At 66.7% G+C, this 21,883-nt stretch carries 24 protein-coding genes; 8 read left to right on the top strand and 16 right to left on the bottom strand.

Annotated features, from left to right (window positions below; genetic code table 11):
* The first annotated feature begins 156 nt into the window (after positions 1–156).
* Positions 157–777 carry an NADPH-dependent FMN reductase gene (locus tag C8J44_RS12285; protein ID WP_121905432.1) on the top strand — a complete coding sequence of 207 codons (621 nt, stop codon included), beginning with the start codon at positions 157–159 and terminating at the stop codon, positions 775–777.
* A 185-nt stretch (positions 778–962) separates the two neighbouring features.
* Here C8J44_RS12285 and C8J44_RS12280 read toward each other — a convergent pair whose 3' ends face one another.
* From C8J44_RS12280 to C8J44_RS12245, 8 genes are all read right to left on the bottom strand, one after another.
* Entirely contained in the window at positions 963–1,994 is a 1,032-nt protein-coding gene (locus C8J44_RS12280; RefSeq protein ID WP_121904790.1) for a sensor histidine kinase, read from the bottom strand.
* Positions 1,991–2,431, bottom strand: a complete 441-nt coding sequence (locus C8J44_RS12275) for a response regulator (protein ID WP_121886336.1) — start codon at positions 2,429–2,431, stop codon at positions 1,991–1,993. Before C8J44_RS12275 ends, C8J44_RS12280 begins: the two co-directional genes overlap by 4 nt.
* Positions 2,428–3,933, bottom strand: coding sequence for an ATP-binding protein (locus C8J44_RS12270; protein ID WP_121904789.1), 1,506 nt, complete (start codon positions 3,931–3,933; stop codon positions 2,428–2,430). The genes C8J44_RS12275 and C8J44_RS12270 overlap by 4 nt, the downstream gene beginning before the upstream one ends.
* A 75-nt stretch (positions 3,934–4,008) precedes the next feature.
* Complete coding sequence (locus C8J44_RS12265; RefSeq protein WP_231420605.1) at positions 4,009–4,749, bottom strand: exonuclease domain-containing protein; 741 nt, start codon at positions 4,747–4,749, stop codon at positions 4,009–4,011.
* A gap of 81 nt (positions 4,750–4,830) precedes the next feature.
* Entirely contained in the window at positions 4,831–5,280 is a 450-nt protein-coding gene (locus C8J44_RS12260) for a PH domain-containing protein (protein ID WP_121904788.1), read from the bottom strand.
* A 329-nt stretch (positions 5,281–5,609) separates the two neighbouring features.
* Positions 5,610–6,989: a phosphoglucomutase/phosphomannomutase PgmG gene (gene pgmG, locus C8J44_RS12255; RefSeq protein ID WP_121904787.1), complete on the bottom strand. Its 1,380-nt coding sequence runs from the start codon at positions 6,987–6,989 to the stop codon at positions 5,610–5,612.
* Positions 6,990–7,107: 118 nt separating this feature from the next.
* Positions 7,108–7,362, bottom strand: coding sequence for a DnaJ domain-containing protein (locus C8J44_RS12250; RefSeq protein ID WP_121904786.1), 255 nt, complete (start codon positions 7,360–7,362; stop codon positions 7,108–7,110).
* On the bottom strand, positions 7,359–8,174 hold the full coding sequence (locus C8J44_RS12245; protein WP_121904785.1) for a division plane positioning ATPase MipZ: 816 nt from the start codon (positions 8,172–8,174) through the stop codon (positions 7,359–7,361). The genes C8J44_RS12250 and C8J44_RS12245 overlap by 4 nt, the downstream gene beginning before the upstream one ends.
* A 75-nt stretch (positions 8,175–8,249) precedes the next feature.
* Between C8J44_RS12245 and panC the strand changes: the two genes are divergently transcribed.
* Both panC and C8J44_RS12235 read left to right on the top strand, forming a co-directional pair.
* Entirely contained in the window at positions 8,250–9,101 is an 852-nt protein-coding gene (gene panC / locus C8J44_RS12240; protein WP_121904784.1) for a pantoate--beta-alanine ligase, read from the top strand.
* Between the two features lie 78 nt (positions 9,102–9,179).
* Positions 9,180–9,476 carry a sel1 repeat family protein gene (locus C8J44_RS12235; protein ID WP_056053341.1) on the top strand — a complete coding sequence of 99 codons (297 nt, stop codon included), beginning with the start codon at positions 9,180–9,182 and terminating at the stop codon, positions 9,474–9,476.
* 161 nt (positions 9,477–9,637) lie between these two features.
* On the opposite strand, the gene topA is transcribed toward C8J44_RS12235, so the two are convergent.
* Positions 9,638–12,241, bottom strand: a complete 2,604-nt coding sequence (gene topA, locus C8J44_RS12225) for a type I DNA topoisomerase (RefSeq protein WP_121904782.1) — start codon at positions 12,239–12,241, stop codon at positions 9,638–9,640.
* 437 nt (positions 12,242–12,678) lie between these two features.
* Here topA and C8J44_RS12220 point away from each other — a divergent pair, with 437 nt between their 5' ends.
* Complete coding sequence (locus C8J44_RS12220; protein WP_121904781.1) at positions 12,679–12,915, top strand: hypothetical protein; 237 nt, start codon at positions 12,679–12,681, stop codon at positions 12,913–12,915.
* 11 nt (positions 12,916–12,926) lie between these two features.
* Here C8J44_RS12220 and dprA read toward each other — a convergent pair whose 3' ends face one another.
* Both dprA and plsY read right to left on the bottom strand, forming a co-directional pair.
* On the bottom strand, positions 12,927–14,018 hold the full coding sequence (gene dprA, locus C8J44_RS12215) for a DNA-processing protein DprA (protein ID WP_121904780.1): 1,092 nt from the start codon (positions 14,016–14,018) through the stop codon (positions 12,927–12,929).
* Positions 14,011–14,625: a glycerol-3-phosphate 1-O-acyltransferase PlsY gene (gene plsY / locus C8J44_RS12210; RefSeq protein ID WP_121904779.1), complete on the bottom strand. Its 615-nt coding sequence runs from the start codon at positions 14,623–14,625 to the stop codon at positions 14,011–14,013. Before plsY ends, dprA begins: the two co-directional genes overlap by 8 nt.
* Before the next feature lie 252 nt (positions 14,626–14,877).
* Here plsY and murI point away from each other — a divergent pair, with 252 nt between their 5' ends.
* Together murI and hemA are read left to right on the top strand one after the other, a co-directional pair.
* Complete coding sequence (gene murI / locus C8J44_RS12205; RefSeq protein WP_121904778.1) at positions 14,878–15,666, top strand: glutamate racemase; 789 nt, start codon at positions 14,878–14,880, stop codon at positions 15,664–15,666.
* A gap of 136 nt (positions 15,667–15,802) precedes the next feature.
* The gene (gene hemA / locus C8J44_RS12200) at positions 15,803–17,065 is read left to right on the top strand and encodes a 5-aminolevulinate synthase (RefSeq protein ID WP_121905431.1); all 1,263 of its coding nucleotides are present in this window, start codon (positions 15,803–15,805) and stop codon (positions 17,063–17,065) included.
* Positions 17,066–17,097: 32 nt separating this feature from the next.
* On the opposite strand, the gene C8J44_RS12195 is transcribed toward hemA, so the two are convergent.
* From C8J44_RS12195 to C8J44_RS12175, 5 genes are read right to left on the bottom strand one after another with little or no spacing between them, the layout of a single operon-like run.
* Positions 17,098–17,655: a Uma2 family endonuclease gene (locus C8J44_RS12195; protein WP_121904777.1), complete on the bottom strand. Its 558-nt coding sequence runs from the start codon at positions 17,653–17,655 to the stop codon at positions 17,098–17,100.
* Between the two features lie 51 nt (positions 17,656–17,706).
* Complete coding sequence (locus tag C8J44_RS12190; RefSeq protein ID WP_121904776.1) at positions 17,707–18,171, bottom strand: DUF3429 domain-containing protein; 465 nt, start codon at positions 18,169–18,171, stop codon at positions 17,707–17,709.
* Positions 18,171–18,881: an anti-sigma factor domain-containing protein gene (locus C8J44_RS12185; protein ID WP_121904775.1), complete on the bottom strand. Its 711-nt coding sequence runs from the start codon at positions 18,879–18,881 to the stop codon at positions 18,171–18,173. The genes C8J44_RS12190 and C8J44_RS12185 overlap by 1 nt, the downstream gene beginning before the upstream one ends.
* A complete protein-coding gene (locus C8J44_RS12180) occupies positions 18,874–19,458 on the bottom strand; it encodes a sigma-70 family RNA polymerase sigma factor (RefSeq protein ID WP_121904774.1) in 585 nt (194 codons plus the stop codon). The genes C8J44_RS12185 and C8J44_RS12180 overlap by 8 nt, the downstream gene beginning before the upstream one ends.
* 10 nt (positions 19,459–19,468) lie before the next feature.
* Positions 19,469–19,891 (bottom strand): hypothetical protein, encoded by a 423-nt coding sequence (locus tag C8J44_RS12175; protein ID WP_147453195.1) that lies wholly within the window; start codon positions 19,889–19,891, stop codon positions 19,469–19,471.
* Between the two features lie 237 nt (positions 19,892–20,128).
* Here C8J44_RS12175 and rpiB point away from each other — a divergent pair, with 237 nt between their 5' ends.
* Together rpiB and glyA are read left to right on the top strand one after the other, a co-directional pair.
* Positions 20,129–20,563 (top strand): ribose 5-phosphate isomerase B, encoded by a 435-nt coding sequence (gene rpiB, locus C8J44_RS12170; RefSeq protein WP_121904772.1) that lies wholly within the window; start codon positions 20,129–20,131, stop codon positions 20,561–20,563.
* A complete protein-coding gene (glyA, locus tag C8J44_RS12165; RefSeq protein ID WP_121904771.1) occupies positions 20,560–21,879 on the top strand; it encodes a serine hydroxymethyltransferase in 1,320 nt (439 codons plus the stop codon). Before rpiB ends, glyA begins: the two co-directional genes overlap by 4 nt.
* Positions 21,880–21,883 lie beyond the last annotated feature (4 nt).

Here is a 21,883-nt window from a genome sequence, read left to right as displayed (position 1 = left end):
ACTTTTAGTGTGTTATCGTTCTATGACAGCTGGGGCAAGCCTATGCGCATGCCTAACGTGTACCGGGGCTTAGCGACAGCGTCCGTGGTGTTCGCAGCGCGAGAACCGGTCGAAGCCCTGTTGTCATCGCGCGGCGAAACGGGGAAGAGCGTGTCGATGACGTTCGAACAGGATAAAACCGTGGCCGTTCCCGATACTCTCCCCGCCATTCTGCCGCTGGTCGTCGGCATCGGCGGCACGATCGGCGGCGTCTCGTCGACCGAGCGTGCACTCCGGATCGCGCTCGATGCGGTCGAGAAGCAGGGCTATCGCACGCAGATGTTCGGTGGCGCCGACATGGCGCGGCTGCCGCTCTACGATCCCAAGGCAACGACGCGGACCGCGGACGAACGCGCGTTCGTCGAGGCCGTACGCGGTGCATCGGCGGTGATCATTGCCAGCCCGGGCTATCACGGCAGCATCTCGGGCGTGGTGAAGAACGCGCTCGACCTGCTCGAGGAGACCGCGCGCGACGAGCGGCCGTATCTGGCGGACATGCCGGTCGGGTTGATCGCCACAGCGTATGGCTGGCAGGCGACCGGCAGCACGATCGCGGCGCTGCGCTCGATCGTCCACGCGCTGCGCGGCTGGCCGACGCCGTTCGCGGCGGCGATCAACACGCAGGTGACGAAATTCGACGACGAGGGTGGCGCGAACGATCCCGCGGTGATCGAGCAATTGTGTTTGGTCGGGCGTCAGGTGGCGCGGTTCGCGCCGTTGTCGGAGCCGGCGAACTGAACGGAGCCTATGAGGTTTGTTCCGTTCGTCCTGAGTAGCGGCTGAGCCTGTCGAAGCTGCGTATCGAAGGATAGGGTTGGCGCTCGGAACCTGTGCTTCGATACGCGCCCTCGATACGCTTCTGCGAAGCTACTCGGTCGCTACTCAGCACGAACGGAAGATGGGCGGGCCGGCGTGAAAACTCTTTACCGCACCGCCGCGCGGAGGGTGGCGCGGACGCCGGTGTGGGTCGGGTCGTATTCGACGATCGACTGCAGGCTCTGCGCCATCGCGCGGATCAGCTTCGTGCCGAGCCCGGTGCCGCGCGGCGTCGCGTCCTCGGGGATGCCGCAGCCATCGTCCTCGACCGCGAGCAGGAAGACGTCGTCGTCGATCCGGCGCAGCGCGACGCGGACTTCGCCACCGCTGTTGGGGTAGGCGTATTTGCACGCGTTGGTTACGAGTTCGGTGACGATCACGCCGAGCGACACCGCGCGGTCGGTGGGCAGGCGGATCGGCTCGGCGGCAAGGCTCAAGGCGCGGGGGAGCGCCTCGGTCGACCAGGTCTCGGCGAGTTCGTCGACCAGCGCGCCGAGATATTCCTGCATGTCTACGCTCTCGACGTCGTTGCTCGTGTAAAGCCGGCGGTGGACCTGCGCGATCGCCTGGATGCGGCGCTGCGTATCCTCCAGCGCCTCACGCGCGGAAGGGTCGGTCAGCGCAGTCGCCTGGAGGCGGACCATCGCCGAGACGAGTTGCAGCGAGTTGGCGACGCGGTGGTTCACCTCGCCCAGCAACGCCTCGAGCCGTGCGTTGCTGGCGCGGAGATCGGCTTCGGCGGACGCCTTTTCCTGTTCGAGCAGGGCGCGGGCGCGGACCTGCTCGAACGACGCGGCGAGCAGGTCGAAGAAATCGTCGCCGACCGTCTTCACGACGTAATCGGCGGCACCGGCCTTCAGCGCGGCGACCGCGATGCGGCCCTCTTCGGAGCCGGTGACGTACACCACGGGGGGCGGATCGGGCAGGCGGCGGAGCGCGTCGAGGGTTTCGAGGCCGTCCATCCCGGGCATGTAATGGTCGACCGCGATCAGGTCGAAGCGCTGGGCAGCGGCCTTCACGACGCCTTCCGCCCCGGTTTCAGCGACGGTCATCCGGTAGCCACGACGCTCCAGCGCACGCGCCGCCAGCCGCCGGATCCCGGCGTCGTCGTCGATGTAGAGGACGCGCGTTTCGCTCACTCGGCTTCGGGGACCTGGATCACCGACAGGAACAGCCCGAGCTGGCGGATCGCCTGCGCGAAGCTCTCATAGTTGACCGGCTTGGTGATGTAGACGTTGCAGCCGAGGTCGTAGCAGCGCTCGATCTCGACCCTGTCGTCGGTGGTGGTGAGCACGACGACCGGCGTGCGGCGCAGCGGGCTGCCCTCCGCCTTGATCCGGGCGAGGATGTCGGTGCCGCTCATGTCGGGCAGGTTGAGATCGAGCAGGATCATCGCCGGGCCGCTTTTCGCGGGCCCATCGGCAGCGTTGAACAGGAAGTCGAGCGCGGTGGTGCCGTCGGTGAAGTGGCGGATATCGTTCAGGATTCCGGCGCGGCGGATGTTCTTCTCGATGAGGCGGGCATGACCCTCGTCATCCTCAATCATCACGATGCCGACGGTCTTGTGATCGTTCATGCTGCGTCCTGGATAGTCATGTGGGTCGGCAGGTTGAGCCGGAAGGTCGCGCCGTCGCCGAGCGTCGACTGCACGTCGATCGTACCGCCCAGACGATAGGCAAGTGCGCGGACATGCGCGAGTCCGATGCCTTCGCCCGGCTGGTCCTGCGCGCCCGACCTGCGGAACAGGTCGAACACGCGCTGGTGATCGCGCGGATCGATGCCGCGGCCGTTGTCGACCACCGACAGGATGACGCGGCCGCGTTCGGTATGGCCCTTGACCGTGATTTCGCCGGGGCGGCCGGGCTTCAGATATTTGGTCGCGTTCTCGATCAGGTTCGACAGGATCTGTTCGAGCGCGAGGCGATCGGTGACGATGGCCGGCATCGGCCGCTCGACGCGCACCACGGCACCGCGATCGTCGACGATGTGCTGCATTGCGCCGACGATCGTGTCGACCAGCTGCGCGGGGTCGATATGCTCGGGCGCGATCGTCCGGCGGCCTTCGCGCGCGAGCTTGAGGATGGCGTTGATCAGCCGGTCCATCTTCTGCGTCGAGGTACGGATGAAGCCGATCGCCTCGGGCAGGTCCTCGCGCGCCGCCAACCGCGCGTCTTCCGTCAGGATGTGCGGCGCTTCGGCCTCGGCGCGATCGACCAGCTCGGCAAGCGGCCCGGCGGCCGTCGCGAGTTCGGCGGTGAAGCCCATCACGTTGACCAAGGGCGAGCGCAGATCGTGGCTGACGATATAGGCGAACCGCTGGATCTCCTCGTTCGCGCGGCTCAGGTCGGCGGTGCGTTCCGTGACCTGCTCTTCCAGCGTCTCGTTGAGGGTGCGCAGGCTGTCGCGCGAGGCGGCGAGGTCGGCGGTGTAGCGGCGGATCAGCAGGACCGCGAGGATCGCGACGATCAGCAGCAGCGCCGCGGCGAGGCCGGCGACCGAGAGGAACAGCGCGCTGGTGCGTTGCTGGCGCTCGGTGCGGATCGCGAGCAGGCGGACTTCGTCGGCGGCCATCGCCTGGAGGCGGTAGCGGATGCCGCGCATCAACGGCACGCTGGCATCGACCGCGAACCTGCGCTGCGCCTCGGCGATCCGACCCGCGGCGACCAACGTGATCGATTGCGTCCGGAGCGCGCGCAACTGGACGAAGCGCGGCTCGATCAGCGCGAGGCGCGCGATCTGGTTGGGGTTGTCGCGGGTCAAATGGCGCAGCTTGCGGATCGACGGGACCAGGTTGCCTGCGGTTCGCGCGTAGGCGGTCGCGAACAGCGGTTTGCCGGCGAGGATGTAGCCGCGCCGCGCGGTCTCGGACTGCTCCATCTGGATCTGGAGTGTGGCGACCGCCTGGCGGACATCCTGCGTGTGGAGGATCTCGGCGGTATAGGTGTGGTTGCGGACGGTGATCCAGCCGATCGCGATCGCCGCGGCGGCCAGCGCGATGAAGCCGAGCGTCATGAACGCGACCAGCCACCGTGCGACCCGCCCCTCCGACGACGGTAATTTCAAGCGTACGCGGACCATAGGGGCTGGGGTGTAGGCGGGCGGAGGTCGTTACGCCAGCGATACTGACGCGTCCGCAGGCGCAAGCATATTGATCTAGAGCAGCAGGTCCTGCGCGCTGGCCTTGCCGACGCGACCGCCGCCGCTGCGCCGGTCCATCTCATGGTTGGCGGTGAAGCGGATATCGGGATCGCGGTCGGTCATGAACGCCATCAGCGTCTCGTGATCGAGCTCGGACCATTCCTTGCCGCGATCGGGGCCGTAGCGGACGCGCGGGATCAGGCCGGGGTCGCGCGACCACTCGACGAGCTGCGCGAAGCTCGCCTCGTTGAGCATGTCCCGCAGGTGGAACGCGGTGACGTAGGCGTCGGGGAACGCGCGGTGCGCGGGCAGGCCGCGTTCGTGCTCCATGCCGTGCGGCTTGCGCCAATAGCGCAGTACCTGGTTCGAGAAGCTCGGCGAGTCGGGCCAGAGCCGCAGCGCGCATTTCCACGTGCAAATCCACTCGGCGTCGCGGGTGAGCGCGGGGGTGCAGAATTTCTGCTCGAAATCGGCGCGGTGCGCGGCGAGCGCGAGCCGGCGCGGCCACGGGTCGAGCACCTGGCGCGCACAATCATGCCAATACGGCGCGTCGGCGACATGCTCGTCGAGGATGTGGTGGATCGCTTGAGTCACGGGCGGGATCAGTCGGCCGGGATTGACGAGCAGGCTGCCGCCTTCGCCGTAAATCTCCCAGCGCCCGTCCTCGCCGAGCGCGACGTCCTGCCAGCCGATCTCGCACACGCCGTGGGCGGGCGGAGCCGAGCCGGTGGTCTCGAGGTCGACGACCCGGATCATCTGGGGTTGCGGCCTAGGCTTGGAATATGCGGGCTTGGGGTAGGGGGGCGCCATGCTCGCCATGTGGGGACAAAAGCGCGCTTAATCCAGCGCGTATGCGTCATCCACGTCGAGTTCGCGGACGCCACGGCGCTGGCGGGCGCGGTCGACGAGCTTGCGCAGGCCTTCGCGACGGTCGCGTGCCATCGGGATGTCGCGGAGCGTGAACTCGCCGCCGCTGGTCGTACGATCGCTCGAGGTGAGGATGATCGTACCGATGTCGGTCATCTGGTTGAGGAGGGAGTAGCCGAGGCGGACGTCCTTGATCCGGTAGAGCTCGATCTCGTCGATCGTCTTGAACAGGATGCCGCGCTTGATGATGAGGCGCTGGTCGGTGATCTCGTAGCTGGCGCTGCGGTTCTTGAGCCAGCGGACGCCGATGATGACGAAGCCGACACCGATCAGGCAGGTGAGGAGGGTGCCCCAACCGGCAAAGCTGCCGAGCAACCAGCGGCGCGTGCTGGAGCGGAATTCGTCGACTGGGCGCTCCACTTGGGGACTCCTTGGGGTGGTGGTTGGAACGGTAATCGAGGGGAATGGCGTGTCAATCGCCCTCCCGTTCTCCCGCGAAGGCGGGAGTCCAGGGTTCCAGGCGCCGGCATTCGTGATTCCTGGACCCCCGCCTTCGCGGGGGAACGGTTAGGGTAGGGTTTTGCTGCTTGCCATCCGGCGCCCGCTGGACGTTCAACTTTGCGCGCACCGCTCAACCAGCACCACCCCGGCGAAGGCCGGGGCCCAATTGGATAGGTCGTCTTAACAGGGGACGGCGTTCGCCAATCTACGTTTCCCAATTGGGCCCCGGCCTTCGTCGGGGTAGCGTTCTACTGCGCCGATGGGGTGCGGATCACATCACTTGCCGCGAGGTGCGTGTCGACCTCGGTCAGCAGCGCATCGAGCGCCGCCTGATCCTTCGCCTCGGCGCGCACCGTCAGCATCGCCTGTGTGTTCGACGCGCGGAGGAGCCACCAGCCTCCTGCGGTCGTGACCCGCGCACCATCGGTGAGGTCCAGCTCCGCGTCCTCCGACTTCAACCGCGCGATCACCGCGTCGACCACCGCGAATTTCCGCGCGTCCTCTACCGGAAAGCGCAGGTCGGGCGTCGCCATCAGTGCCGGCATCGCGTCGCGCAGTTCGGTGAGCGAGTGACCCGAAAGATGCACTGCGCGGATTAGTCGCACCGCCGCGTATTGTGCGTCGTCGAATCCGTAATACTCGCCCGCGAAGAACAGATGACCGCTGAGTTCGCCCCCCAAAGGCGCGCCGGAGCGCGTCATCGCGGTCTTCATCAGGCTGTGGCCGGTGGGCGCCATGATCGGCTCGCCACCCAGTTCCGCGATTCGGTCGAACAGGGCTTGGCTCGACTTCACGTCGGCGACGATCGGCGCGCCGGGGTGTTCGCGCAGCGCAGGTTCGACCAGAATGGAGAGAATTTGGTCGCCCCAGATCACCCGGCCTAACCCATCGACCGCGCCGATCCGGTCGCCGTCGCCGTCGAAGGCCAGTCCGAAATCGAGCTTCTTCTCCGCGACCAAGCGTTTCAGATCGGCGAGGTTCGCCTCTTCGGTAGGATCGGGATGATGGTTGGGAAAATTGCCGTCGACGTCGGCGAAGATCACATGATGCTCACCCGGCAGGCGCTGCACGAGCTTCTCGACGGCAGGGCCCGCGGCGCCGTTGCCCGTGTCCCAGCCGATCCGGTACGCGCCGCCCTCGTATCCCGCCATCAGCCGGTCGACATACGCGTCGAGCACGTCCGCCGTAGTGACTTCGCCCTCGCCTTCGCTCCAAGCGCCGGTCGCCGCGAGCGCCGCCAAATCCTGGATGTCGTCGCCGAAAAATGGCGCGTGCGCGTGCACCATCTTGAAGCCGTTATACTCGGGGGGATTATGGCTGCCGGTTATCTGGATGCCGCCATCCACTTCTAGCGTGGCCTCCGCGTAATACAGCATTGGCGAGGTACTGAGGCCGATGCGGACGACGTCGACGCCGCCTGCGACGAGGCCGGAGACGAGCGCGGCTTCGAGTTCGGGGGAGGAGTTGCGGCCGTCATAGCCGACGGCGACGCGGGTGCCGCCGGCGGTGCGGATGCGGGTGGCGAATCCTCGGCCGATCGCGACGGCGTCGGCGGGGCCGAGCGCTTTTCCGACAATCCCGCGGATGTCGTATTCGCGGAGCGAGGTCGGGTCGAACTGGTGGGTCATGGCCTCTCGCTAGTGTCGTTTCGATTTTTGAGCTGCTGTTCCCCCGCGAAAGCGGGACCCAGGAGTCAAGAGCGATAGCGTTCGCAACCCTGGGCTCCTGCGTTCGCGGGAGAACGGTTTAGCGCGCGCGCTTCAGGAGGAGGTCGCGCGCCGCATTCACTCGGCGGGTCAGGTCGGTCGAGCCGCCGCGGTCGGGGTGGACCGAGGCGATCAGGCGGCGGTGCGCGCTGCGGATCGCGTCGGCGTTCGCGCTGCTGTCGATGCCGAGGATCGAGCGCGCTTCGGCTTCATCCGTCACCACACGCTGTTTTGGCTTCGGGCGGAGGTAATGCCATGCCAGCCAGATGAAGACCGCGGCGACGATCCACTTCACGCAGCAACGCCCGGCGCTTGCTCGACAGCTTCAGGCAGCTGCAACGCCGCCATCATCTCGCGCAGTTCCTGGCGAGCCGCGACATGGCCGAGGCCCATGCTGCCGAACGCCTTCGAGTCGATCATCGTCAGGCCGGCGGGGAACATCTCGCGGTAGATCACACGCTCGCCGAGGCCGGGGATAATCCGGAAGCCGACGCGCTTCGCCAATTGCGCGAGTGCGTCCGACACGCGGCGCATGTTGCGCGCCTCGATATGCTGGAGGCGGTTGCGCAGCACGACCCAGTCGATCGTCGTTCCGTCTGCCCGCGCGCGCTGTTTCCGTGCGTCCCAGATCAGTTCGGAATAGAAGCTCGGGCGGGTTACCTGATACGTTTCGGGATCGACCTGTCCGATCAGGTCGAAGTCGACGAAGCTGTCGTTCATCGGCGTGACCAGCGTGTTCGCCAGCGCCGCCGCGGTACGCGCGAACGGATCGTCGCGGCCCGGCGTGTCGACGACGAGGAAGTCCGAGCCTTCGCAGAGCGAGTGCCAGAGGTCCTCGAACTGGTCTTCGCTCTGGTCGGACAGCGTCGCGTGGCGCGGCATCGGCAGCACCGAGCCGTTGCGCTTCATCGTCTCGGCGCGGTTGTCGAGATAGCGGCCGACGGTGCGCTGGCGGTGGTCCAGATCGAGACACGCGACGCGCGCACCCTTGGCGGCGAGCGCGATCGCGACGTGCACCGCGGTCGTCGACTTGCCCGTGCCGCCCTTCTCGTTGGCGAACACGATGACATGCGTCGAAGCTTGGGGTGAGTCGGGGCCCGTGGCCAACGCGCGTTTCCTTATTGATCGTAACAGTCACCCTTCATAGAAGCCGCGACCGCACTTATCGAGTAGGAGTTTCACGTGGACACCGTCCGGGACCTTAATGCGTTGCGCGAAAGCGTCGCCGCCTTCCGTGCGGCGGGGCAGCGCGTCGCGCTCGTCCCGACGATGGGCGCGCTCCACGCCGGCCATGTTGCGCTGATCGAGGCGGCGAAGCGGCCGGGGACCAAGGTCGTCGCGTCGATCTTCGTCAACCCGACGCAGTTCGGGCCCAACGAGGATCTGTCCCGCTATCCGCGGCGCGAGATGGCCGATATCCGGATGCTCAACGAAGCCGGGTGCGATCTGCTCTGGCTGCCGTCGGTCGAGACCATGTATCCCGACGGGTTCGCGACGTCGGTGCGCGTGTCCGGCGTCAGCGACGGGTTCGATGGCGCCTCGCGGCCCGGTCATTTCGACGGCGTCGCGACGGTCGTGTCGAAGCTGTTCAACCAGGTCGGGCCCGATGCGGCCTATTTCGGGGAGAAGGATTACCAGCAGCTCGCCGTCGTCCGGCGGTTCGTGGCGGATCTCGACTTCGCGATCGATATCATCGGGGTGCCGACGCAGCGCGACGACGACGGTTTGGCGATGTCGTCGCGCAACATCTATCTCGACGACGAGCAGCGCAAGCAGGCGGTGGCCCTGCCGCGTGCACTGGGTGTGGCGGCGCGGGCGATCGCGAAGGGCGAGGACGTCGACTCGGTGCTCGACGATGCGCGGACGACTTTGGTCGGGGCGGGGTTCACGATCGATTACGTCGCGCTGGCGGATGCCGAGACGCTCGCGGAGAACCCTGCGGCGGAGCGTCCACGGCGGTTGCTGGCGGCGGCGCGGATGGGTGCGACGCGGTTGATCGATAACATCGCGATCGAGGCGCCAGACGCGTTGTAAAAAATGGGCGTTAACCCATTAACCATTTCGTAGCCCGAATCACGGCACTCTGTCCTCACGAACATTGGGGGCAAGACCATGGGCAGCAGTTTCAAGAACGCGAATATCGGAATCGAACGCCGTCTGGCGGATGCCGCGCGCGGCGACGACCGGGCGTGCTATGAACTCGGGATGGTGTATTCGACGGGGACGTCGGGTGTCGTCCTCGACCTGATCGAGGCACACAAGTGGTTCAACCTGGCGGCGGTGTCGGGGAACATCGCCGCGCAGGAATGCCGCGCGGAAATCGCCGAGGACATGACCGCGCGGGAGATCTCGGTGGCGCAGCGTGCGGCGCGGGATTGGATGCAGTTGACGCAACGCCGGGCTGCTTAATCCTCCCCGGAACGGGGAGGGGGACCGTTCGCCGCTTGGCGAAAGGTGGAGGGGGATTGCCGCGAACGTAGCGTTCGTGGGGGCCCTTTACCTAGCGGTACGCTTGGGGAAGCCCCCCTCCACCATCCTTTGGATGGTCCCCCTCCCCTTGCAGGGGAGGATTAGGCCTCTGCTTTCTTCTTCGGGGCGGCTTTCTTGGCGGGAGCCTTTTTAGCCGGGGCCTTCTTGGCTGGAGCTTTCGCCTCGGCCGCATCCTTGGCCGGTGCCTTCTTCGCCGCCGGCTTCTTGGCAGGCGCTTTCTTCTTCTTCGTGGCCGGGGCCGCGGCAGCCCGCGCGTCGATCAGCGACGCCGCTTCCTCAAGCGTCAGCTGGTCCTTTTCGATCGACTTGGGCAGCGTCGCGTTGGTCGTGCCATCGGTGACGTACGCACCGTAGCGCCCCTCCATCAGCTTGATCTCCGCTTCGGTGCGCGGATGGTTGCCGAGGATCTTGAGCGGGGCCTGAGCCCCGCGCGCGGTGCGTCCGCCGCCGGCTGCGGCCTCCGCAAGCTTTACGACCGCTGCGTTCATGCCGGTCTCGAACACGTCCGCCGTTGTCTGGAGCCGGGCGTATTTGCCCGCGTGTTTCAGATACGGCCCGAACTTGCCGATCGTCGAGATGATCGGTTCGCCGGTCTCGGGGTGGTTGCCCACCGTCCGCGGAAGCGACAGCAGCTTGACCGCCCACTCCAGGTTCAGCTCGCCGATGTCCTTCGGGATCGACGCCATCTTGCGGTCTTCGCCTTCGCCGATCTGTAGATACGGGCCGAACCGACCCGACTTGCGCTCGATCGGCTGGCCGGTGTCGGGATGCGTGCCGAGCGTCGACGGGCCGGCATCCGCCTCGGCGTCGCCGCCGGGCTGCGCGAAGCGGCGCGTGTATTTGCACTCGGGGTAGTTCGAGCAGGCGATGAACGCGCCGAACTTGCCGCCACGCAGCGCCAGCTGGCCTTCGCCGCAGTTCGGGCAGAGACGCGGATCGCCGCCGTCAGCCTTTGCCGGGAACAGGTACGGCGCGAGGAAGGTGTCGAGTTCCGCGGTGATCGCCGAGGGCTGCTGCTCCATCACCTCGTTGGTACGCGGCTTGAAATCACGCCAGAACGCGTCGAGCACAGACTGCCACTGCGCGCGGCCGCCGGAGACGTCGTCGAGTTCCTCTTCCAGCTCGGCGGTGTAGTCGTAGCCGACGTATTTCTCGAAGAAGCGTTCGAGGAACGCCGTCACCAGGCGCCCGCTCTCCTCGGCGAAGAAGCGGTTCTTCTCGATCCGGACGTACGCGCGATCCTTCAGCGTCTTGATGATCGACGCGTAGGTGGACGGGCGGCCGATGCCGAGCTCCTCCATGCGCTTGACCAGCGAGGCTTCGGAGAAGCGCGGCGGCGGCTGGGTGAAGTGCTGCTCGGCGTCGACCTTTTTCTTGGCGGGCGCATCACCTTCGCGCATCCGCGGCAGGCGGCGGGCGTCCTCATCGGCCGAATCATCCGACCCTTCCTCGTACAAGGCGAGATAGCCGGGGAAGAGCACGACCTGGCCGGTGGCGCGGAGGATGTTGCGGCCGGTGCCGTCGGCCATCTCGACCGTCGTGCGCTCCATGCGGGCCGAGGCCATCTGACTCGCCAGCGCGCGCTTGAAGATCAGGTCGTAGAGGCGCGCGTGGTCGCCGCCGCCGGCCTTGTCCTTGCCGAAGTCGGTCGGGCGGATCGCTTCATGCGCTTCCTGTGCGTTCTTCGCCTTCGACTGATATTGCCGCGGCTTGTCCGGGACATAGCTCGCGTCGAAGCGGTTCGCGACGGCCAAGCGCGCGGCACTTATCGCGCTCGAATCCATCTGCACGCCGTCGGTACGCATGTAGGTGATCGCGCCGTCCTCGTAGAGCCCTTGCGCGATCCGCATCGTGTGATCAGCCGAGAAACCGAGTTTGCGCGATGCTTCCTGCTGCAGCGTCGACGTCGTGAACGGCGGCGGCGGGTTGCGACCGGCGGGTTTGGTCTCGACCGACTGGACCGAGAAATTGCCGTCGAGCACTGCCTGCTTGGCGCGCAGGGCATCGCCTTCGTTGCCGATCGAGAGGCGGTCGAGCTTGTTGCCCTCGAACTGCGTCAGCCGCGAGGTGAACGCGGTGCCGTCATGCTCCATCTCGGCCGTCACCGACCAGTATTCCTGCGGCTTGAAGACGTCGATCTCGCGCTCGCGCTGGACGATCAGGCGGAGCGACACCGACTGGACGCGGCCGGCGGATTTGGCGCCGGGCAGCTTGCGCCACAGTACCGGCGAGAGCGTGAAGCCGACCAGGTAGTCGAGCGCACGACGAGCGCGGTACGCGTCGATCAGGTCGTCGTCGAGCTCGCGCGGGTTCTTCATCGCCTCGGTGACGGTGGCCTTGGTGATCGCGTTGAAGGTGACGCGCTCGACCTCCTTGGGTAACGCCTTCCGCGCGCGCAGGACCTCACGAACGTGCCACGAGATCGCCTCGCCCTCGCGATCCGGATCGGTCGCGAGGATCAGGCGGTCGGCGAGCTTGGCGAGATCGGTGATCGCTTTCAGCTGCTTCGACTTGTCCGCGTAATTCTCCCACGTCATCGCGAACGCATCGTCCGGATCGACCGAGCCGTCCTTGGGCGGCAGATCGCGGACATGGCCGTAGCTGGCCAGGACGCGGTAATCGCTGCCCAGATACTTCTCGATGGTTTTGGCCTTGGCAGGCGATTCGACGATGACAAGCTGCATGGGGAAACCGGGGTCCTTACGTGTACGCGTACGAGGGTGGGGACGAAGGGGCGGTGCCGTCAACCCGGGGTGGGTATGAGCGAGATACGCAGATGAGGACGCAGGCGCTGCTTTTCGAGAGGGGTTCCTGGGGGCGGGGTATTTCCCGGATTATGCCGGCGCTGCTGGCACAATATCCGTGTCGGTATGATGACAGTAGACCAATCCCTTTCGTTGCGCCCGACCAGATCAGGCGCAGAGATCGTTACAATTGACGGTCCTCAGTCATCCCTTTCACCGGCCGCTATATCTGGTCGCGCGCACAATTTTCGTCTAGCTTCCTGGCTACCGCAACCAAATACCTCGTTTCGGCAAGGACTTGCAGTTCGGCGTAATCATGATGGATCGTTGCTGGAAGGCGCGAGCCAATGTTTCGCACTGGACCGGGAGGATAGAGCGTGACCCGACATGACCTTGCGATAGCGAAATGGAAGTGTTCGTTCCTTGCCAAAAACATCGTCATCCTTCGCCAGTCGGATCCGGAGCCGCATGTCCTCAACCTGATCGCCTCGCACCAGCACGAACTGGACCTGCTGCTTACGGCTATCGCGAAGACGCATGAGGCAAAGGACTGGGCTGCGGCCTGGATGGCGAAATCGGAGGCTGAGGGTAGCGTGGCCTTGGCGGCGTCCTGAAACCAGGACGATCAGCGCAGGCTGGCTCGGCCGCCCGCATGACGTTCCAGATGGCCGCCGAGTTCGAGTTCGAGCAGCACGGTTTGGACGACCGCCGGGCTCAGGTGCGACTGGCGGATGAGTTCGTCGATCGTCACCGGTACGGGGCCGAGCAGGTCGGTGATCCTGCGGCGCTCGGTGTCGGTCGCGTCTTCCGGGGGCGAGACGGCGTAGGCGTCGATCGGCGAGCGGACGGATCGCGGGTCGAACGGGCGGATCTGTTCGAGGATGTCGGCGGCGGATTGGACGAGCGTGGCGCCTTCGCGGATGAGCAGGTTGCAGCCTTGCGCGCGGGGATCGAGCGGGCTGCCGGGGACGGCCATGACTTCGCGGCCGGATTCGTTCGCTAGCCGTGCGGTGATCAGCGAGCCGGACTTGGGGACGGCCTCGACCACCACGGTGCCGATCGCGAGGCCGGCGATGATGCGGTTGCGGGAGGGGAAGTTGCGCGCCTTGGGCTCGGTGCCGGGGGGCTGTTCGGCGAGCAGCAGGCCTTCGGTGGCGATGCGCTCTTGCAGGGCGGAGTTGTCGGGCGGGTAGGCGATGTCGATGCCGCTGGCGATCACGCCGATCGTGGCACCGCTGGAACCGCTGCCGAGCGCGCCGATATGCGCGGCGGTGTCGATCCCGCGGGCGAGGCCGGAGACGACGGTGGTGCCTTCCTCTGCGAGTTGCAGCGCGAGCTGGCGGGCGAAGCGGCAGGCGGCGGCGGAGGCGTTGCGCGCGCCGACCATAGCGATGCAGGGGCGGCTGGCGTGGGCGATGTCCCCGCGGACGATCAATGCGGGCGGGGCCGTCTCGATCTCGGCGAGCAGGCGGGGATAGTCCGGGTCGTCGAGGAAGAGGTAGCGGGCGCCGAGCTTGGCGGTGGCGGCCATTTCGCGTTCGGCGAGCGCGGCGTCTGCGATTTTCGGTGCGCGTCCGCCACCGCGCTGGGCGAGCATCGGGAGTGCTTCGATCGCGGCGTCGGCGCTGCCGAAGCGGGCGATGAGCTGGCGATAGGTGACCGGTCCGATCCCGGTCGTGCGGATGAGCCGAAGTCTTGAAACCGTCGGGTCAGTCACTCTTTTGCCGGCTGGACCCGATGCGCGGTTCGGTGCCGGAGAACAGCCGTTCGATGTTCTCGCGGTGCTTCCACAGCACGATCAGTGCGAGCGCGAGCAGCAGCAGGACGAGGTCGAAGCGGCCGAACAACGCCGCCGCGAATGGCGCGCTGAGCGCTGCGGCCATGCCGGCGACCGAGGAGATCCGCAGGCCTGCGAGCAGTCCCAGCCAGACGACCGCGTAGACCAGCCCGAGCGGCCAGTGCAGCGCGACGACGATTCCCATCAGCGTGGCGACGCCCTTGCCGCCCTTGAACTTCAGCCATACGGGGTAGCAATGGCCGATGAACGCTCCGGCAGCCGCGAGCAGGGCGTTGCCGGGGAACAGGTGTGCGACCAGCAGCACCGCGACCGCGCCCTTGGCCATGTCGAGCAGCAGCGTGGCGGCGGCTAACCCCTTACGCCCGGTGCGCAGGACGTTGGTCGCGCCGATATTGCCCGAGCCGATCGTCCGCAGATCACCCGCGCCGCCGAGCCGCGTAAGGATGACGCCGAACGGGATCGAGCCGAGCAGATAGCTCAGCACGAGCGATAGCGTGGGCGCGACCCAGAGAATTTCCGTCTGCAACTATGTCCCCCGTTCTGGAGGGGCTTATAAACGACGCGGGGCGGACGGCAAATGGGCGAGGTTGGAGTAACCGCCGGCGACAAGCGCGACGCGCTCCCCTCCCCGGAAGGGAGGGGCTGGGGGTGGGTAGGCCCAATTGAGCCACCACGGTCTGGAGATTGCGGAAACCGACCCACCCCCGACCCCTCCCTTCCAGGGAGGGGGGATATGTTGCTCTGGTTTGCGCACGCCGTTCCGTCCTAAAGACGGCGCATGGACACGCGCCCCATCCTGTTCTTCGATTCCGGCGTCGGCGGGCTGTCGATCGTCGGCCCGGCGCGTGCGGCGTTGCCCGATGCGCCGTTCGTCTATGCCGCCGACTCGGCCGGGTTCCCGTACGGGACCAAGAGCGAGGCGGAGATTGCGGCGCGGGTGCCGGTGTTGCTGGGGCGGCTGGCGGAACGATATCGGCCGCGGCTGATCGTGATCGCGTGCAACACCGCCTCGACGATCGCGCTGCCGGTGGTGCGCGCGGCGCTCGACCTGCCGGTGGTCGGGACGGTGCCGGCGATCAAGCCGGCCGCGCTGCTTTCGGGGACGCGGACGATCGGCGTGCTGGGGACCGAGGCGACCGTGCGGCAGGCGTATGTCGACGATCTGGCGGCCAAGTTCGCGGGCGATTGCACGGTGTTGCGTTATGGATCGGCGGCGTTGGTCGAGATGGCGGAGGCAAAGCTGCACGGCCGGCCGGTCGCACCGGAGCGCTATGCAGCAGTGCTGGACGGGTTGTTTTCGCAACCCGGCGGCGAGCGGATCGACGTGATCGTCAACGCCTGCACGCATTTCCCGCTGGTCGAGGCGGAGTTGGCCGCGGCGGCGCCCGGTGTGCGGTTCGTCGATGGCGGCCCCGGGATCGCGCGGCGGATCGTTCACCTGATGCAGGGGCAGCACTGGCGCGGAGCGGGAGAGGGAACGGCGGTATTCACCCGGCTCGGCGGCGACGAACGGGCGCTGTCTTCGGCGTTGGCGGCGCGGGGATTTGCGCGGATCGAGCAGCTTTAAGCGTTAACCTGGGACAATGTGGCACCTTGCTTCGGTCGCGCATCGTGGCAATGTGCGCCCAGGATGAGGAAAGCGATCACCGTAAGAGCGGTATTACGCTGGAACTGAGTGAAAGTGAGGCGTAGTGCCCAAGGCCATGATTATCGACGGCAAAACGGCAACGGACGGCATCAGTGGTCCGCGAGTCGATTATTCGCGCGTGTTCACGCAGGCGATCGACCGGTTGCATGCCGAAGGGCGCTACCGCGTGTTCATCGACATTCTCCGCAACAAGGGCGCGTTTCCGAACGCGCGCTGTTTCGCCGGGCATAATGGGCCGAAGCCGATCACCGTCTGGTGCTCGAACGATTATCTCGCGATGGGTCAGCACCCGAAGGTGATCGCGGCGATGGAAGAGGCGTTGCACGACGTCGGTGCGGGCTCGGGCGGCACGCGCAACATCGGCGGCAACACGCATTACCATGTCGACCTCGAAGGCGAACTCGCTGACCTGCACGGCAAGGAAGCGGCGCTGCTGTTCACCAGCGGCTACGTCTCGAACGAGGCGACGCTGGCGACGTTGGCCAAGGTGCTGCCGGGCTGCATCATCTTTTCCGACGAACTGAACCACGCGTCGATGATCGCGGGCATCCGTAATTCAGGCTGTGAAAAGCGCGTGTTCCGCCACAACGACCTCGCGCACCTCGAAGAGCTCCTTGCGGCCGAAGATCCTGCGGTGCCAAAGCTGATCGCGTTCGAGAGCGTGTATTCGATGGAGGGCGACATCGCGCCGATCTCCGCGGTGTGCGACCTCGCCGACCGGTATAACGCGCTGACCTATTGCGACGAAGTCCATGCGGTCGGGATGTACGGCGCGCGCGGCGGCGGCATTTCGGAGCGGGACGAGGTCGCGCACCGGATCACGATCCTGGAGGGGACGCTGGGCAAGGCGTTCGGTGTGATGGGGGGCTATATCGCCGCCGATCGCACGATCGTCGACGTGATCCGATCGTATGCGCCTGGGTTCATCTTCACGACGTCGCTGTCGCCGGTGCTGGTTGCCGGCGTGCTCGCGAGCGTGCGGCATCTAAAAAGCTCGAGCGTCGAGCGCGAGGGGCAGCAGGCGTCTGCCGCGATGCTGAAGGCGATGCTCAAGGACGCCGGGCTGCCGGTGATGATCGGCGATACGCATATCGTGCCGCTGATGGTCGGCGATCCGGTCAAGGCGAAGAAGATCAGCGACGTGCTGCTCGCCGAATACGGCGTGTACGTGCAGCCGATCAACTATCCGACCGTGCCGCGCGGCACGGAGCGGCTGCGGTTTACGCCGGGGCCTGCGCATACCGAGGCGATGATGCGCGAACTGACCGATGCGCTGGTAGAGATCTGGAGCCGGCTGGACCTACGCAAGGCGGCTTGAGGCTGGCCCCGCTCACTGCGGGGCAGGGCTGGTCAGTCGATCGTGATCGCGCCGTCAGTGCCGGGCACGTCTAGGACTTCGCCAAAACCTACCGAATGGAATCGCGTGTAATCGCCTTCCAAAGGGTTGGCGTAGACATGGACGACGCGCCGAATGCCATCGACCACCCAGTAGTGCGGAATGCCGCCGCGCGCATAGGCGAAGCGCTTCATCGTGGTATCGCGCGCGACCGACGTTTCCGCGACTTCGACGACGAGCAGGAAGTCGGCGCCGAGCAATAGGCGGTTTTCTTCGACCGACGTGCGTAGAACGGCGACGTCGCAACCAAGCACCGTATCGTTACCCAGATCGACGCCGGCCTCGCCAACGATTCTCGACTCAGCAAATATACGAGACAGGCGAATGGCGATCTTGGCCTGACGCGAGGCGTGCGCAAACTGGGGCGGGTTCATCCGGACGAGTTCCCCTTCGACCAGTTCGACTTTCATATCGTCGAACGCGCCGGACTCACCCATGCGCAGGAACTCGGCGGCGGTGAAACGCGCCTTTTCCTGCCGATCGGTGCGGAGACTCGCGGCGGATGTATTCATGACCGATTCGTACCATGAATCGAGCTAGCCCGCGAGTCGTGCGGTGTGGCCTTAAAGTGCGGCGGCGAGCATCGTCAGGACGCCCAGGCCGAGCGACAGAGGCACGCGTAATGCCATCCAGCCGGGCGGGGCGATGCCGGCACGGACCAGTGCGCGGTCGACGAGCAGTGCGGCGATAAGGCTGATGCCGAGCACGACGAGTGACGGGCCGGGCCAGCGCAGGCCGACCATCCAGGGCCAAGCGGTGGTCAGTGCGATCAGCGATGGCGCGACGCTCGCGAACCAGAGCCAACGCGGCGGCGAGTCGGTGCGCGCGGCGAGGCCCCACCAAAGGCCTCCGAGGAAGCTCAGGATGATCGCGGCATAGGCGTAGGCGATCGCCAGCGCGGAGAACCGGCTTTGCGGATCGCCGCTCAGCAGCAGCGCGACCGCCGCGAGTTGCGGGAGGAGGCCGCTCAGCCCGAGCAGGCGCGCGATCGGCGGGATGCCGCCGGTCGCGGCGAGTCGCTGGGGCATCAGACGCGCGCAACCACGCCGGTGGCGACGACCGGGCCGGTTGGCAGGCCGGTCGGCGAGCCGCCGAGCGGCTCGACCGAGATCGCGAGCGTCGCGCCGGGGGTTATGCGACCGCGATCGACGCCCTTGGGCGCGAGCGAGGTCGGACGGCCCGAAAGCAGGCCGAGCGAATGCGGCACGCCGTCGCCGCCGATCACCCAGAGCTGCGCGACGCGCGCGTTCGGAACGCCGGGACCTGCGGCGACGCGGAGCGCGCCGTTTGCGGGATCGTAGACTGCGGCGACGGGCGACTTCGCATCGCCGAGCATCGCCACAAGCACGCTGGTCGGGCGCGCGACGGGGATCGGTTGCGAGACGGGCACGGTCGGCTCTGGGCGGACCATGACGAACAGCAAAAGCGATGCGGCGATCGCGCTGGTGACGGCGGCGAGCGCCGGCCAAGCGAAGCGGCTCGTTTGCGCGGGGGCCGGGGTTCCATCGAGGCTTGCTTCGATCCGGGCTGCGAGATGTGGCGGCGCGGCGCGTTCGGGCCAGAGGTCGAACAGGACCGCCAGGCGCGACCGCCACCATTCGACTTGCGCGGCAAAACCGGGCTCGGCGAGCACGCGGCGCAGGGCTGCCCCGCGCTCCTCGCCTTCGAGAAGGCCGAGTGCGAGTTCGGCGGCGGCAACGTCCTCGGGCACGCTGGTGTCGGTGGTCGGATCAACCATCGAGGCAATCCTTCAGGCGGGCGAGACCGCGGCGGACCCAGCTCTTCATCGTGCCCAGCGGCACGGCGCGTTTGATCGCGAGTTCGGCGTAGGTAATGCCGTCGAAGAACGCGGTGCGGATCGCATCGCGCTGCTGCGGTTCGAGACCGTCGAGGCACTCGATCAGTTCGCGCGACGATTCGCTCGCCAGCATCCCTGCCTCTGCGCCCTCGCTGGGATCGGCGATGTCGGGTGCGTCGTCGAGCGGGCTCGTGCGGCGGACGCCCTGCGCGCGCTGCCAGTCGATGGCGCGGTTGCGCGCGATCGTCGCCAACCAGGTTATCGGGCTCGCGCGACCGGGTTCCCAGGCACCGGCGCGTTTCCAGATCGTGAGATAGACCTCGTGCAGCACATCCTCCGCGGCTTGGGCGTTGCCGCAGATACGATGGGTGATGCCGAAAAGCTTCGCGCTGGTCAGCGAATAGAGCTCGCGAAACGCATCGCGGTCCTCTTGCCCGGTCCGCAGGAGCACTTCGGAAAGGTGCGCGCGGGCGGCGTCGGCGTTCGCCTGGGCGGCGGTGGCATGTGCGATAGTCACGTGCGGGAACCTAGCGGCTAAGTCCGTCGCGGCAATAGCCTTCGCCGGGCTTCACGGTGAGGCAGTCGGTTTTGCCGAACAGATATTTGAGCCCGGTCGCGTCGCCGTTGGTCGGGCGCAGGGTTTCTCGGATGCCTTTGCGATCGAACGATATCGTGTTGCCGGTCACGGTACCGTCGAACTTGCCCTTGTTATCGAGGTCCCACTGCATCGTCAGTGCATAGTGACCGGGGGTGGCGGTGGGGGCGACGTCGAGAACCATGCCTTCGACGCCGATCCAGCGGCCGGTGTAGTCGGGCGCTTTGGGCTTGGGGGCAGCGACCTTGCGCTCGACCGATCCGGCGGAGGTCATGTTGCCGTCGCTGCTGGTATCGGGGGCAGGGCCTGAGCAGGCGGTCAGCGCGGCGGCGGTTAGGAGGGTGAGGGCTTTCATGGACGTATCCTATGGCGCGGGCGAGCGAGCCAGCATTGCGCTCCGTCATCCTGACGAAAGTCAGCACCCAAAGTAACGCAGAACGGCGCTTTGTAACCCTGGGTCCTGACTTTCGTCAGGATGACGGGGTGAAATGGGATGCCGTCGTCCCTCACGACCCGCGAACAGGTATGGCAAATTCCGGCTCGGGTGGGTAAGGGGCTGGGCACCCGATCCCCCGTCACAGGATTACGCCAGGTGCGCATCGCCATCGCGTCCGATCATGCCGCCGTTTCGTTGAAAGCGGTGCTTGCCACGTGGCTGCGCGAGGCGGGTCACGACGTGCTCGATCTGGGCCCCGAGGGCACCGCGAGCGTCGATTATCCCGATTATGGGTTTAAGCTCGCGTCGGCGATCGCCGATGGTGCCGCGGACCGGGGCATCGCGCTGTGCGGCTCCGGGATCGGCATCTCGATCGCCGCCAATCGCAACCCCGCCTGCCGCTGCGCGCTCGTCTCCGAACCGCTGTCGGCGAGCCTCGCGCGCATCCACAACGACGCCAACGCCATCGCGATGGGCGCCCGCCTGATCGGCGAGGAAATGGCCAAGGCCTGCGTCGAAGCCTTCCTCTCCGCCGATTTCGCCGGCGGCCGTCATCAACTCCGTGTCGACAAGTTAAAGGTCCCCGCATGAGCACTCAGCCCGAAACCGTTCGCGACCTCCACGACGTCCAGCCCGACGGCTTTTTCACGCGCGGTCTGGCCGCTGCCGACGCCGCCGTATTCGCGGGCGTGGCCGCCGAACTGGAGCGCGAGCAGACGCAGATCGAACTGATCGCGTCCGAGAACATCGTCTCGAAGGCGGTGCTCGAGGCGCAGGGCTCGGTGTTTACGAACAAATATGCCGAGGGCTATCCGGGCAAGCGCTATTACCAGGGCTGCGCGCCGTCCGACGTCGTCGAGACGCTGGCGATCGAGCGTGCCAAGCAGATCTTCGGCTGCGGGTTCGTCAACGTTCAGCCGCATTCGGGCGCGCAGGCGAACGGTGCGGTGATGCTGGCGCTGGTCAAGCCCGGCGACACGATCCTCGGCATGAGCCTCGATGCGGGGGGTCACCTGACGCATGGCGCGAAGCCGGCGATGTCGGGCAAGTGGTTCAACGCCATTCAATACGGTGTCGACGCGACCACGCATCTGATCGACTACGACCAGGTCGAGGCGCTGGCGGTCGAGCATCAGCCCAAACTGATCATCGCGGGCGGCTCGGCGTATCCGCGGACGATCGACTTCGCCCGCTTCCGCGCGATCGCGGACAAGGTCGGCGCGTATTTCATGGTCGACATGGCGCATTTCGCCGGGATCGTCGCTGCCGGCCTGCACCCGACGCCGTTTGGCCATGCGCATGTCGTCACGACCACCACGCACAAGACGCTGCGGGGCCCGCGCGGCGGCATGATCATGACCAATGACGAGGCGCTGGCGAAGAAGTTCAACTCGGCGGTGTTCCCCGGCCTCCAGGGCGGGCCTCTGATGCACGTGATCGCGGCGAAGGCGGTCGCGTTCGGCGAGGCGTTGCAGCCCGACTTCAAGAGCTACATCGCCGCGGTCGTCGAGAACGCCAAGGTGCTTGCGGCGACGCTCAAGGCGCGCGGCTCGGACGTCGTCTCGGGCGGCACCGACACGCATCTCGCGCTGATCGACCTCACGCCGCTCGGCATCACCGGCCGCGATGCGGACGAGGCGCTCGAGCGCGCCGGCATCACCTGCAACAAGAACGGCATTCCCAATGATCCGCTGCCGCCGGTCAAGACCAGCGGCATCCGCGTCGGCTCGCCCGCGGGCACGACGCGCGGCTTCGGGCCTGCCGAATTCCGCGAGATCGGCAACATGGTCGCCGACGTGCTGGACGGCCTCGCGAAAAAGGGCGAGCATGGGGACCCCGCAGTCGAGGCGGACGTTCGGACCCGTGTGCGGGCCCTGTGCGCGCGTTTCCCGATCTATCAAGGATAAGAGC

Source organism: Sphingomonas sp. PP-CE-3A-406 (assembly GCF_003688625.1).
GTDB lineage: Bacteria > Pseudomonadota > Alphaproteobacteria > Sphingomonadales > Sphingomonadaceae > Sphingomonas.
This window is presented reverse-complemented; position numbering and strand designations above follow the sequence as displayed.